11 protein-coding genes are annotated in these 13,916 nt (G+C 44.4%); 5 read left to right on the top strand and 6 right to left on the bottom strand.

Going from position 1 to position 13,916, the window contains the following annotated elements:
- Positions 1-3: 3 nt before the first annotated feature.
- The 4 genes from thrS to OH455_RS12085 all read right to left on the bottom strand — a co-directional run bounded on the left by thrS (position 4) and on the right by OH455_RS12085 (position 5,929).
- Positions 4-1,932, bottom strand: a complete 1,929-nt coding sequence (thrS, locus tag OH455_RS12100; RefSeq protein ID WP_045976424.1) for a threonine--tRNA ligase — start codon at positions 1,930-1,932, stop codon at positions 4-6.
- A 230-nt stretch (positions 1,933-2,162) separates the two neighbouring features.
- Positions 2,163-3,365 (bottom strand): hypothetical protein, encoded by a 1,203-nt coding sequence (locus OH455_RS12095; protein WP_269981568.1) that lies wholly within the window; start codon positions 3,363-3,365, stop codon positions 2,163-2,165.
- Between the two features lie 242 nt (positions 3,366-3,607).
- A complete protein-coding gene (locus OH455_RS12090; RefSeq protein ID WP_269981567.1) occupies positions 3,608-5,212 on the bottom strand; it encodes a methyl-accepting chemotaxis protein in 1,605 nt (534 codons plus the stop codon).
- Positions 5,213-5,488: 276 nt separating this feature from the next.
- On the bottom strand, positions 5,489-5,929 hold the full coding sequence (locus OH455_RS12085; protein WP_206371448.1) for an Lrp/AsnC family transcriptional regulator: 441 nt from the start codon (positions 5,927-5,929) through the stop codon (positions 5,489-5,491).
- A gap of 146 nt (positions 5,930-6,075) precedes the next feature.
- On the opposite strand from OH455_RS12085, the gene OH455_RS12080 reads away from it, so the two are divergent.
- Positions 6,076-6,660, top strand: coding sequence for a LysE family translocator (locus OH455_RS12080; protein WP_269981566.1), 585 nt, complete (start codon positions 6,076-6,078; stop codon positions 6,658-6,660).
- A 96-nt stretch (positions 6,661-6,756) separates the two neighbouring features.
- Positions 6,757-7,527, top strand: coding sequence for a siderophore-interacting protein (locus OH455_RS12075; RefSeq protein ID WP_269981565.1), 771 nt, complete (start codon positions 6,757-6,759; stop codon positions 7,525-7,527).
- 40 nt (positions 7,528-7,567) lie between these two features.
- On the opposite strand, the gene OH455_RS12070 is transcribed toward OH455_RS12075, so the two are convergent.
- Positions 7,568-8,680: a DUF481 domain-containing protein gene (locus tag OH455_RS12070; protein ID WP_269981564.1), complete on the bottom strand. Its 1,113-nt coding sequence runs from the start codon at positions 8,678-8,680 to the stop codon at positions 7,568-7,570.
- Between the two features lie 272 nt (positions 8,681-8,952).
- On the opposite strand from OH455_RS12070, the gene OH455_RS12065 reads away from it, so the two are divergent.
- Entirely contained in the window at positions 8,953-10,782 is a 1,830-nt protein-coding gene (locus OH455_RS12065; protein WP_269981563.1) for an MFS transporter, read from the top strand.
- Here OH455_RS12065 and OH455_RS12060 read toward each other — a convergent pair.
- Complete coding sequence (locus OH455_RS12060) at positions 10,759-11,643, bottom strand: LysR family transcriptional regulator (RefSeq protein WP_269981562.1); 885 nt, start codon at positions 11,641-11,643, stop codon at positions 10,759-10,761. The genes OH455_RS12065 and OH455_RS12060 overlap by 24 nt on opposite strands.
- A gap of 193 nt (positions 11,644-11,836) precedes the next feature.
- Between OH455_RS12060 and OH455_RS12055 the strand changes: the two genes are divergently transcribed.
- Both OH455_RS12055 and fghA read left to right on the top strand, forming a co-directional pair.
- Positions 11,837-12,985 (top strand): S-(hydroxymethyl)glutathione dehydrogenase/class III alcohol dehydrogenase, encoded by a 1,149-nt coding sequence (locus OH455_RS12055; protein WP_045976415.1) that lies wholly within the window; start codon positions 11,837-11,839, stop codon positions 12,983-12,985.
- 67 nt (positions 12,986-13,052) lie between these two features.
- Positions 13,053-13,892 (top strand): S-formylglutathione hydrolase, encoded by an 840-nt coding sequence (gene fghA / locus OH455_RS12050; protein ID WP_269981561.1) that lies wholly within the window; start codon positions 13,053-13,055, stop codon positions 13,890-13,892.
- Positions 13,893-13,916: the final 24 nt, after the last annotated feature.

Genomic DNA, 13,916 nt, shown 5'->3' with positions numbered 1-13,916 from the left:
AGTTTATTCCTCCAGATTGAGCTTACGGCTTGAGATCTCGTCTTGGATGTAAGAAATAAAGTCATCCACTTTAAACTTGCCGAGATCCTTACCTTTACGAGTACGTACTGCAATCTCTCCGGCTTCCATCTCTTGGTCGCCACAAACCAGCATATACGGTACACGCTTCAAAGTGTGTTCGCGGATTTTAAAGCCTATCTTCTCATTTCTCAAGTCCGCTTTAGCTCTAATTCCACATTTTTGTAGTTTTTGGGCCACTTCCTGAGCATAATCCGATTGCTTATCAGTAATATTCATAATTACTGCTTGCTCCGGAGACAGCCAAGTCGGGAAGAAACCGAAATATTCTTCAATCAGAATACCAATGAATCGTTCTAATGAACCTAGGATAGCGCGATGAATCATGACAGGAACTTGACGTTCGTTGTTTTCATCGACGTAGGTCGCACCCAAACGACCTGGTAGGTTGAAGTCTAGCTGAACCGTACCACACTGCCATGCACGGTCTAAGCAGTCGTGCAGCGTAAATTCAATTTTAGGGCCGTAGAAAGCACCCTCGCCTTCTTGAATCTCGTATGGAATATCCATCGCTTCAAGAGACTGTTTCAACGCTTCTTCAGACTGATCCCAGATTTCATCTGAACCCACACGCTTTTCTGGGCGAGTAGATAGTTTAACGACGATATTATCAAAACCAAATGTCTGATATGTATCGTAAACCATCTTGATACAGCTAGTGACTTCGTCTTGAATCTGACTTTCAGTACAGAAAATATGCGCATCATCCTGAGTAAAGCCCCGAACACGCATGATACCGTGTAGCGCACCAGAAGGTTCGTTTCGGTGACAAGAGCCAAATTCCGCCATACGTAGCGGTAGATCACGGTAAGACTTAAGTCCTTGGTTGAAGATCTGAACGTGGCCAGGACAATTCATTGGCTTAAGTGCATAGTCACGGTTTTCAGAAGCCGTTGTAAACATGGCTTCTGCGTACTTGTCCCAGTGCCCAGAGCGTTCCCATAAAACACGGTCCATGATTAGTGGACCTTTAACTTCCTGATAGCCGTATTCAGTCAGTTTTTCACGAACGAATACTTCAAGATCTCGGAAGATAGACCAGCCGTTGTGATGCCAGAAGACCATACCCGGAGCTTCTTGCTGCATGTGGAATAGGTCTAGCTGCTTACCGATTTTACGGTGGTCACGCTTCGCTGCTTCTTCTAAGCGAGTAAGGTGCGCTTTAAGCGCTTTTTTGTCATGGAAAGCAGTACCGTAGATACGTTGTAGCATCTTGTTGTCACTGTTACCACGCCAGTAAGCACCTGCTACGTTAAGTAGCGTGAAGTGCTGACAGAAACCCATATGTGGTACGTGTGGACCACGACACATATCGATGTATTCTTCATGATGGTAAAGACCTGGACGATCATCACGAGAAACGTTCTCGTCTAGGATTTCCATCTTGTATGTTTCACCGCGAGCTTCAAATGCATCGCGAGCTTCCTGCCAGCTAACCTTTTTCTTGATGACTTGGTATTTGGTCTTAGCAAGCTCTTTCATACGCTTTTCAATCTTTTCTAGATCTTCTTGCGTTAGAGAGTGCTCAAGGTCGATATCGTAGTAGAAACCATTATCGATAGTTGGACCAATCGCCATTTTCGCTTCCGGGAAAAGCTGCTTGATCGCGTGACCAAGTAGGTGAGCACATGAGTGGCGAACGATTTCTAGACCATCTACTTCATCTTTAACTGTGATGATTTCTAGGCTCGCATCTTGTTCGATAAGATCACAAGCATCAACACGGTTACCATCAACACGACCAGCGATGGTTGCTTTAGCAAGACCAGGACCGATAGATTGTGCGACATCAAGAGTAGAAACAGGGTTGTCAAATTGACGCTGACTGCCGTCAGGAAGAGTAATAATAGGCATTTAACTATCCTTTACAGTGGTGTTGCACACCAAGCAACACTTGATTGTAGAAATATCTTTATATAACAAACAGTTATAAAAAACATAAAGATGTAGGCATACAAACTTGGCTCACTTTTAGGTACAAATACAGATGAACCTCTCAATGAACCAAGTTGGGCATACTAAAACATTCTGAGCTAAAAAGACACCAGCAACTGAATATCACTCAAAATCGTCAGCAAAATAAATCAGTTGAAGCCAGTCTGACAATGCTGAGCAACCATTTGCCGATACTGAAGCACGCTGGCCTGAAAAACAGGGTCTTGCAAACCAGGGGCATCTGAAGGGGTATCAATTTCATGTGGGTCGGGGTTCAGTTGTAAATACTCCAGTAAAGCTCGCAGATAATCCCTATTTAGTAGGCTGTTGACAGCGTATATAGTTCGCCCACTATTGGTATCTGTATAGGATGAGCTAACATAGGCGTTACTATTTGTATTAAGCAGTTGCTGTAACGCTGGTACATTACTTGGCCCGGACCAAACGCTGTCATGAGCTGACTGAGCGATATTGCCCGCAAACTGGTCATTCTGATTGGTGGTGAGACTTAGCCGACCAGAAAAATTAACTGTGTGCCCTGTAACACCATTGGCTATGCCATCTGACATCAGTGGATGATACTTGATAAAGACATTATCTTGATTACTGGATGTATTGATTGTTCCTGACGTCGTGAAGCCATACTGAGCGACATAATAAAACTCTCCTGCAGTACAGGAACGCCGCGCAACCAATGGAGTCATAAAAAGAAAAGAATCAGGGTAGTATGTCTGTATCAATGGCCCGTTAAATGCGAAAGTGTAGGACCCAGCTCCTGAGTGCCAAGAACCCGAAGCTGGTGACGTTACTTCACCCAACTTATATAAATCGCACCCCATTAGAGAAAGGCTAATAGCGTTACAAAAGTCACTGGTATTAATGTGCCCAATGTATTGATCGGTATTTGCATCGAATGGATCTTTAATACCAAAAACTGGCAAATCCAATACCGTCCGACGACCATCACTTTGAGCGACACCACTGACGGTAATACTACCCTGAGAGTTTTCATCTCTTAGATATTGAACTGTCATTTGGCATGTCTGCGACGCGGCGAGTTCTACTCCCTGACATTGATTATCCGTCACCGAAAATCCCACTGCCAATCCAGACGTTTCTACCGTTAGATCCAATTGCTCTGAGCCATTGTTCTCTATAGTTAATGTGGTTTCTCTGAGTCCATTTACATTAATCAAGGCACGCCCCTGATTTGACGAGCGATAAGTTAACGTTGAGGCCGAACTGGATGGTTGAGTCGTTTCACCACTGTCACTGCCACCATCCCCATCATCGCCACCGCAAGCCGATAAAAATAGCGACAACAACAGTACCCATATATATTTCATCTTCATTTACCGTCCTATCCATAGTAACCGCTAATACTAGAACGATGGTTTTCTTGGTCAAGAAAAAATCATATTTCTCTTAGTATTGAAGGCCTATTACTGTTATTTATAAACATTCATTCAAATTTAACACAATAGAAATCATTCAATAATTACATTATATTCAAAAAACACATAATCACAAAATAAACCATACGTGAAATCATTACTTCCCACTCAATCGCAAATAAAGCCAATAGACAACACATTTAAAGCTTAAAGAATTCGAGTTTAGTTTTCTGTTTCTCCACCAATTTAGATAAGGTCGTGCTAGCGTTAGTACTTTGGCTCGTTGCTTCTACGTTTTCGCAAACCAGAGATAGCATCGTTGTAATGTTATCGTTAATATTCTGAGCCACCAGAGAGTTCTGTTCAGTCGCAGTGGAAACTTTCAGGTTGAGTTGCTTGATGTCGGACACTGATTGCGTTATGCCCATCAAAGCTTCACTGACTTGATGTGAATGACTGTTACTACTGGCTAGCAAATCTAGGCTGCTCTGCATACGTTCGTTGGCCAAATTAGCTTGGTGCTGGATATCTTCTATGATGCTTTGAATCTTAGTAGTTGATTCCTGAGTGCGCCCAGCCAGCATCCGAACTTCATCTGCAACTACAGCGAACCCGCGACCAAGTTCGCCAGCTCTCGCCGCCTCAATGGCGGCATTCAGTGCTAATAAGTTGGTTTGTTCTGAGACATTCTTTATCACCTCCACCACAACATTAATATTTTCTGATTCTTTTTTCAGTATGAGTATCACCTCTGCTGCATTGCCAAGCGATTTACTCATCTGTTGATTCACTTGATGACTTTGTTGAAACACATTCAACCCTGACTGAGCCAATTGATCCGCTTGCTGAGCAGTGGTATCTGCTAATTGCACATTACCGCTTAAATGCTGAGAAGCGCCGGTCAATTGAGCGATTGCGGTCACAACATCCTCCATCTCCTTCAACTCTAACTGGGCATTGTTTTCGGTTTTGCCGACAGCAGAAGTCAATTGTGTGGAGGCAATAGACACTTCTTCACTTATCTGTCGCAGCGCTTGCACGGTCGAATGTAACCGACTGACTGTTTTGTTAACATCTTGACTCAATTGGGCAATTTCATTACGTCCCTTAACGTCTAAAGACACATTCAGATCGCCTTCCGCGACATCGCTTACCGCCATGCGCAGCGTCAATATCGGCTTCACAATAATGCCCGACAACCACCAAGCTAAAAGTAGAGACACGACCAACAGAGTAAATACCATGATGGATGCCGTCTTTTGAACTGCTTGGTAGTTAGTCTGGTTCTCTGCTGTCATCACCTCTGAGAAGTGTCCAATCTTTTTCGACATCTCCTTGAGCAATTTTGTCATCTCATCAACATTAGCGCCGAGCTGAGTAATGAAAGTCTGTTGCTGTGGTTCATCGTCAGTGCCACTTTCCCCCTGCCTCACGACGTCAAAGAATTGGGTTGATAGTGCGACATAGCGAGCTAAGGTTTCACGGATCTTCTCAATATCCTCAGCAAACGTTTTTCGCTCCATCATCATGGAGAGATGAGCTTCTATCTGCGCTATCCTCTCTTCGACTTGAATCTGGTTATCGGCGTCAATAGGCAGTATACGCAATGAGTAAATTTCATCATTAATTTGGGATAAGGTATCTTTATAGAAAAGCAAAGATTGAGTATTCACTGCTGAGTTTTTCTGCACATTGGCCAAATTATTGTTGGTCACCCCAAAAGAGAGCAATAATAAAATCGCTGCCAGTATGACAGGGGAGAGAACCTGAGCACGAATAGACATGTTGTTTAAGAGCGGAGTCACTGTTTCGGTCCCTTATGAGGAATTAATATAATATCGCTCTTTATAGACTAATAACTATCGGCACAATGACAGGTTTGACTAATTTATAGATATTTTATACTTATTTATCAGAAAGGTACTGCACACTAAAAGTGTCTTTACCCATCAACATTTAAAATAGAACGTCGAATCTATTTCATTGTTTAGACAACAAGTCTTTCATAAAGATAGATGACATTCCTTGTTGTCAATATGTTTTACAATCAACTCAGAATATTAAATCATACGCCTGTTTAATTATCTTTGATCTTTTGGAGAATCCATGACCACCATAGTCGTAATTGCATTGACCTGAGCGCACTCACCTAATACATCGGCATGGAATTTTTTATAACTGGTTAGATCTTCGGTTTCAACCCGCAACAAGTATTCATTTGCACCCGTGATATTGTGGCATTCAACAACTTGATCGACAAACCGAACATGCTGCTCAAACTCGAGCTGGGCTTGCCGACGATGGCTCGCTAACCCGACCGACACATATGCGATAAAACCAACCCCCATCTGGGTTCGGTCAAGAACAGCTCGGTAGCCTTTAATCATCCCCTGCCGTTCGAGTTCTTGTACCCGTCTTAATGTCGCCGAAGCAGATAAACCAATTCTTTCAGCAAGTGTCACATTGGCTATTTTCCCGTCACTTTTAAGCTCAAGCAATATTCTTTCGTCAAACTTGTCCATAACGCCTCTCTATTGTGCAATTTACGCCTACGCTTCGAATAAAAGCACAAAATTGCGTTCTATTCCACCTATTATAGAACTTGACCGGTCAGACAATTTATTTAATTGAGCAATCTTTTCCACCCAATAAATTAAGGGATATTATTATGGAATTAGAACAACTGAACGCTCTGGTGCTCTTTGCCTTTGTCTCGACCTTCACTCCGGGACCTAACAACATCATGCTGATGACATCAGGCGCAAATGTGGGCTATAAACGAACGTTACCCCATATGTCAGGGGTGGCTTTTGGGTTTGCCTTCATGGTGATGTTGGTCGGTATTGGGTTGACTGGTATTTTTGAAGCCTACCCTGTTACTCACCAAATTCTTAAGTATGTCAGCCTAACATACCTAGGTTATCTGGCGATCAAAATCGCCCTGAGCGGCAAAGCAAAGGACGTCGAAAACTTTAAGCCAATGACTTTTTTGGCCGCTGCCAGTTTTCAGTGGGTGAACCCCAAAGGTTGGTCCATGGCACTCAGCTCCGTCACTTTGTACAGTAACGGAGGCGGTTGGCTGGAGCTGTCTATCATCGCCTCCACCTTCTTATTGGTCAATTTCCCATCGGGAAGCTTCTGGATCATTGCTGGGCGTGAGCTCCAGCGCTGGTTAACAAGCAATATAAGAGTGAGAAGTTTTAATATGCTGATGGCTGCACTATTGGTTGGTTCAACCTTACCGATGCTGTAAGCAGGCATTCCAATGTAAATATTGTTAAAGATACTGTCTCGCCGATGAAAGAGCTGTTAGTCTAAATGCGAAAGAGAATAGTTATCGAGTAGAAATATGAATAAGCCATCAGCAAAACAACTCACCGTCCAGTCAACACAGACTATTACGCCAAACATGCAACGGATTACGTTGCATGGCTCCGAGTTAGCTGAATTTCCAGTCGACTGTATCGGCGGCTACATCAAACTCTTGTTTAATCAACAAGGTGGTACCGATTTAACTCAACTAGGCGAAGAACAACGTCCAGTAATGCGAACTTACACTATTCGTCAGTTTGACCCTGTATCCTGTACCCTTGAAGTCGACTTTGTTCGCCACATCACGGAAGATTTGCAGTGTGGTTTTGCCGCACGTTGGGCAATGAGCGCTCAGGTTGGTGATGTCATTTCTATCGCGGGGCCTGGTTCGATCTCTACGATGAACCTTGAGGCTGACTGGTTCTTTATGGTCGCCGATATGACCGCTTTGCCAGCTTTGAGCGTTAAAATTCAAAGTCTACCTGAACAGGCTATCGGTTATGCGGTTATTCAAGTCGATTCAGAACAAGACCGCCAGCTGATTAATGCACCAGAAAACATCAAGATTATTTGGCTTGATGCCTCACAGTCTATTGCTGAACAAATCCAAGGCTTGCCTTGGCTGGAAGGCGAAGCATCTGTGTGGTGTGCATGTGAATTTGATTCAATGCGCCAACTAAGACAGTACTTCCGCAATGAAAAGGAAGTAGAGCGTGAAAATATCTACATCAGTAGCTATTGGAAAAAGGGCGTATCAGAAGACGGCCATAAAGTCATCAAACGGCAAGACGCAGACGAGAATCAATAATCAAAAAAGCGAAGCGACCTAGCTTCGCTTTTTGGTTTGATTAGATTTCATAACTCAGACCAAAATTGATTTTATAGTCATCGTTTTCTGGTACGACACCGTCTGAATCTGCCTTGGTTTGAGATACGTGTTCCCAGCTAGCTTTGATACTAAACTCTAGGTCACCTACCACGTCGATATCAAACCCAAGATCATTTTTATGGCGCATGCCACCCGCATCATTACTTGCCCAGTCAAGGTTATAGGTATAGTTGAAATCGATGTCCTTAGTCAATTCATATTCAAAGTTCGATTCCAAGGTTAAAATCGTACTACTGGCGCTGTCTTCCTCTCCGGCTGCTACGGTCGAGAACTCATTGTATTGCATACCTGGGCCAATCGATACGTCCCATTCTGCATCCGAGTTAGCAACAAAAAAATAGCCCACTTGCATTGAAGCATTGACTTGATATGCCAAGTTTTGAAATTCGTCACTCAGTGCTGAAAACTTGATTGGTCTGAAAAAAAGTCGGTTGTTGATATAAATATCGTAAGAGCCGTCAAACTGGCTCTTCTGAGCCGTTTTTTCTTTGTTGGATTCCGACACCTCATGACGTGCATTAAGCTTGGTTCTAGATTCGACCGTATTTCGCTCAGCCTCGACTTCACCCAGCATTGAAAACTCATCAGTGTTACCTTTGCTAATATCTAGGCCAAGGAACAAGTCAGCGTTCCAATAGTCAGAGTCCTTTTCAGCCCCTCGATAAATGGAAACCACTTGAGCTACTGGGAAAGACTGCTCCTGATCGCCTTTTTTTAGATAGAGTTTGTTGTCTCGAATAGACAGATAACCATCGTGAATATCACCTTGAGCTGTACGAATAGTGAAATAACTTGCCGTTTCAAGCACAGATACATCTTCGAGTTCAATTTCCTGATCGCCAAGATCATCACTGTCGAACTCGATTTCTTGATCGTAAGAGTTTGATTCCTTCTTTACTGTCCCTGTCAACTCACCTTTCAGTACCTCGCCAGACTTCAGCTTTATCCAGTCATCGCTTGCGTCGATGTAAACCGTCTGACTATTAAGCGCTTTGACCAGCTCTTCCGCTGCAACAACATGAGGCTGGGCAACTGCGGCGGTTATACAAAAAGCCGTTAGTTTACGTTTCATCTGCACCTTTCTGTCTGTGGGAACGCATCTCAATGCGCACAAGATAATGAGACAACTGAATTTCAATGTCAGAAGCGAGACAAGCGATTGTCAATGTTATTGGCCACGATGCTTAAGCAAGATCATAGAAAAACGAAGCTATTTCATCTCGCCATGACACATCAACCCAGTAGCCACCGAACCGATATCAGGATCTCTCTACAAACCAAATGATAACAATATATTTACAACTCGCTTGTAAATAGCTTTTTTTTGCTTTTAAATCAAAGGTTATGACTATTGCAGCAACACTCAGACCACTAACACTACTCTTCATCAGCTCATTTTTGCTGATGGGTAGCCATGGCTTGAGCGGTATCCTACTCCCTGTTTCGCTTACAGAGGCTAATATCACTATCCAGTCGATTGGCTTCGTCCTCTCCATGTACTCTGTCGGATTTCTGCTGGGAGCGATCCTAGCCAAACGCATTCTGCGCAACATCGGCTTAGTGCGAACTTTTGCTATGTGCGGCAGTCTTGGAGCCAGTGCGATTCTTATCATGGGATTGAATTCCGACGTCTGGATATGGGCAATAATGCGTGCAGTGATGGGCTTTTGTATTGCTTGTGCAACAACCACTTTAGATACTTGGTTTAATAGTGTGTCGACTGAATCCAATCGTGGAAAAATTCTCGCGGTTAATCAAGTCGTTATCCTCAGTGCGATTACGCTCGGTCAGTTTGGTCTCGCCATCGCTCCGCCAAATGAAACCACGCTTTTTATTCTATGCGGCGTACTTTTTAGTATTTCTGTTACCCCTGTGGTGTTCATTTCTCAGTTCGAGCCAGAAATCGAGCAATCAGATTCCATCCCTCTCAAGTCCATTTATCTGCTTTCTCCGCTAGGGTTTGTCACCTGTTTCGTGTGTGGCATCCTATACTCGACCGTTGCTAACATGCTGCCCATTTACGCCGACGGCATTGGTATTACAGGCTTCCAGCTCTCCGTTTTTATGGGGGCAGCCACGGCTGGCGGCATCTTGCTGCAATTACCCATGGGATATTTATCTGACCGGTTTGAGCGACGTAAAGTCATACTTGGAGGCTGTTTTGCACTCGCAGTGGTCAGCTTTGCTTTGCCCGTTTCGATTGAATGGCAATGGACATTCACACCACTACTTCTGGTTGCAATGACAATGGGGTTGATCGCCTGTCTTTATCCTCTAAGCATTTCAGAGACGTTTGACCGTGCGATAAAATCACAACTGGTCTCAGTTTTATCCGGCTTACTGTGTGTTTACGCACTCGGGTCAATTATAGGCCCTTACACTGCTTCAGTATTAATGGAGCGACTAGGTGATAGCGCACTGTTTACGTTTCTCATCATGGTGGATTTAGGGCTGATCATATTTACCATTTATCGAATGTCAGTCCGCGAGGCACTACCAGTGGAAGAACAGGAAAGTTTTGTTATGCACACCCCTGCCTCCATTCACGGAGACCTAGACCCACGAACTGAATATCAGGAAAGTTCGATTTACGTTCAAGAGGCTCTAGAGAAAGTCGAAGCGCTAGCGGCATCACACCCATCCAATGCTATTACTTTTATTCGTCGTCTTGCTAGCAAACAACCGGAATGGGCGGTGTCTATTGCGGAGCGAGCAGCGCAGCTCGACAATATTGATACTGTTCTGCTTTTCAGAGCTATCACTTTGACCAATCCAGAGCTGTCCGTAGACATAGCGAAGCGTTTAGCGGAATCTGACGATAACCAGATAGAAGAACTCGTTGAATGGTTGGTGGAAAAAGAGCCCGAGAATGCGATGTCTGTCCTAGCGGCGATTACCGAGTCTATGGACAATACACCAATCAAAGTGATTGAAACACTCGCAGAGCATGACCCTGACAAGCTTGTCGAAGTTAGTCAGGAACTGGTAGCAAATCTGGTGGAAACCAATAGCAATTTACGGCCTGCTGACCGCGAAGAAAGTAACCTGACTGAATCCGTCGAGGAATGGGTCAATGCTGTCTCAGACACCGCACCAGAACGAGCTGAAGAGATCGCGGAAATAGTCGAGCAATCGATTCAGGAAGCAGATTTAGACTCCCATGCTTCCTCCTAGTTTATCCGCTAGAAAATCAATCAAAAGTCGAACTTTAGGGGACAAGTTTCTGTTCTGAGGGTAAAGTGCCCAAATGCCTTCCCTGTTGTCACGATAGTCAGACAATACTTCAATCAGCTCACCACAATCCAGCCCTTCTCTCACATAATAATCAGGCAGTTGTACCAAACCTAACCCGCGCTTTGCCGCATCCAACAAAGCCGACCCAGAGTTACAATGAATACGTCCGGAAACACGCAGCGATTTTTCCCGTTTGCTCTCTTTAAAGCGCCAATAATCAATAGAGCCAACCAAACATTGGTGATTCTCCAGTTCAGATAAAGTATGCGGTTCACCATAGCGTGCTAAATACTCAGGGCTACCGCATACATAAAGTTGACGGCTAGATAATCGTTTCGCTACTAGGCTGGAATCCTGTAAACGACCCAACCTAATCGCCACATCCACTCCCATTTCAATCAAATCGACTTTTTGGTTTGTTAAGTTAAGCTCTAAGTCAACCTGAGGGTAAGACTCAAGAAAATCGAACAATAGTGGTGCCAGGTGTGTTTCACCATAGGTTACCGGTGCAGTCACTTTGAGTAACCCTTTGGGAGTGGATTGCATTTGAGTCACGGCAAGCTCGGCTAACTCTAGTCCTTCAACCAAATGTTTGCACTGTTGGTAATATACCTGCCCCGCTTCAGTTATAGAGACTCTCCGAGTTGTACGATTAAGCAGCTTAACAGCAAGTCTTTCTTCCAACGCAGAAACGCGCCTGCTGATCTGTGCGACAGAAGTATCGAGTCTCTTCGCTGCCGTAGTAAATGACTGCGTTTCTGCGACAGCGACAAATTCACTCACGCCATCCCAATTAGCCATAATAATTCTCCCAAAAAGTCGGACAGCAAGTTTATCATTATTACAAATATGTAAAAATCATTTTCATTTAATCGGGATTATCTTCATTAAAGAAATATATAAAATAGCCTCTAGCAAACGAAGCTGCGAGCGAAGACTTCCTCGTCTACGCTTACAACGTCATAAAAAACAATTAAATATCAAGGAAAATCCAATGGCACTAGAGATCAAACCGGGTCAAGAGTTTATCAAATCAAAAGCAGCCGTAGCTTGGGCTGCAGGTGAACCGCTAAAAATGGAAGAAGTCGATGTACAACTGCCTAAAAAAGGTGAAGTGTTGATTCGCATCGTTGCAACTGGTGTTTGTCACACTGATGCTTTTACGCTTTCTGGTGATGATCCTGAGGGTATCTTCCCTTCCATTCTTGGTCACGAAGGTGGCGGTATTGTTGAAATGGTTGGTGAAGGCGTCACCAGCGTTGAAGTTGGCGACCACGTTATTCCCTTATACACTGCTGAGTGTGGTGAGTGTAAATTCTGTACTTCAGGTAAAACTAACCTATGTCAGGCAGTACGTGAAACTCAGGGTAAAGGCCTGATGCCAGATGGTACAAGCCGCTTCTCTATCAACGGTGAAACCATTTTCCACTACATGGGTTGTTCCACTTTCTCTGAGTACACGGTTCTTCCAGAAATCTCATTGGCAAAAGTGAATAAAGAAGCACCACTTGAAGAAGTCTGTCTTCTAGGTTGTGGTGTCACAACTGGTATGGGCGCAGTACTGAACACGGCTAAAGTACAAAAAGGCGACACGGTTGCTATCTTCGGCCTAGGCGGTATCGGCTTATCTGCAATCATTGGTGCACGTATGGCTGGTGCCAGCCGCATCATAGGCATCGATATCAACGAGAGTAAGTTTGACCTAGCAAAACAACTTGGCGCGACAGACGTCATCAACCCCCAGAAATTCGAGAAACCAATTCAGGAAGTCATTGTTGAAATGACCGATGGAGGTGTAGATTACTCATTCGAGTGTATCGGTAACGTCAATGTTATGCGTCAAGCGCTTGAATGTTGTCACAAAGGTTGGGGCGAGTCGGTAATCATCGGTGTTGCGGGCGCAGGCCAAGAGATCTCAACTCGTCCATTCCAACTCGTCACTGGCCGTGTATGGCGTGGTAGTGCGTTTGGTGGGGTTAAGGGTCGCTCTGAGCTTCCAGAGATTGTTGAACGCTACATGGCGGGTGAATTTGGTCTTCAAGAATTCATTACCCACACTATGGGCCTTGACGCAGTCAATGAAGCCTTTGACCTAATGCACGAAGGTAAGAGCATCCGTACTGTTATCCATATGGATCAGTGAGCCTAGATTTAGTCGTTAATAAGTCGCCACATCACCTGATGCGGCGACTTTATCTGAGAGAATATCAATGAGTTTATCCAACATCAGTCAGAATAAAGTCGCAGGCGGTTGGCACAAGCAATATACCCATGATTCTGCCGTGCTAAATTGCACGATGCGTTTTGCTATCTTCCTCCCACCAAATGCAAGCAAAGAGTCTCCAGTTCCCGTGTTGTACTGGTTGTCTGGGTTGACCTGTAGCGATGAGAACTTCATGCAAAAAGCAGGGGCGTTTAAAAAGGCCGCCGAACTTGGCATGGCAATCGTGGCACCTGACACCAGCCCACGTGGTGAAGACGTTGCTGACGACGAAGGCTATGATCTGGGCAAAGGCGCGGGATTCTACCTCAATGCAACTCAAGAGCCATGGTCTACGCACTACCATATGTACGATTACATCGCTCAAGAGCTCCCTAAGGTAATCGAAGCTAACTTCCCAATCTCTACGGTCAAAGCCATTTCTGGCCATAGCATGGGTGGGCATGGCGCGCTCACCATTGGTCTGAAAAACGCTGGGCAATTCACGTCAATTTCTGCCTTCAGTCCAATTTGTAATCCAATGCAATGCCCATGGGGTCAGAAAGCCTTCAATGCTTATTTGGGGAACGACTTTGAAAGCTGGAAAGAATATGACTCTAGCGAACTTCTCAAACTAGCCAAGTCACCTTTACCTATTCTCGTCGATCAAGGTGATGCCGATAACTTTCTTGTTGAGCAGCTAAAGCCTGAAACTCTGATAGCCACAGCGGAAACCCACGGCTCCGATTTAGAGCTACGCATGCAGACCGGGTATGACCACAGCTACTATTTCATCGCTAGTTTTATTGATGAACACCTGATGTTCCACGCGAAACACGTGTTCAAATAAACACTATTCACCGAAGAAAATCCT

The organism is Vibrio sp. T11.5 (genome assembly GCF_027587155.1).
Taxonomy (GTDB): domain Bacteria; phylum Pseudomonadota; class Gammaproteobacteria; order Enterobacterales; family Vibrionaceae; genus Vibrio; species Vibrio neptunius.
Note: the sequence above shows the minus strand (reverse complement) of the source record. Positions and strands in the feature narration are given on the sequence as shown.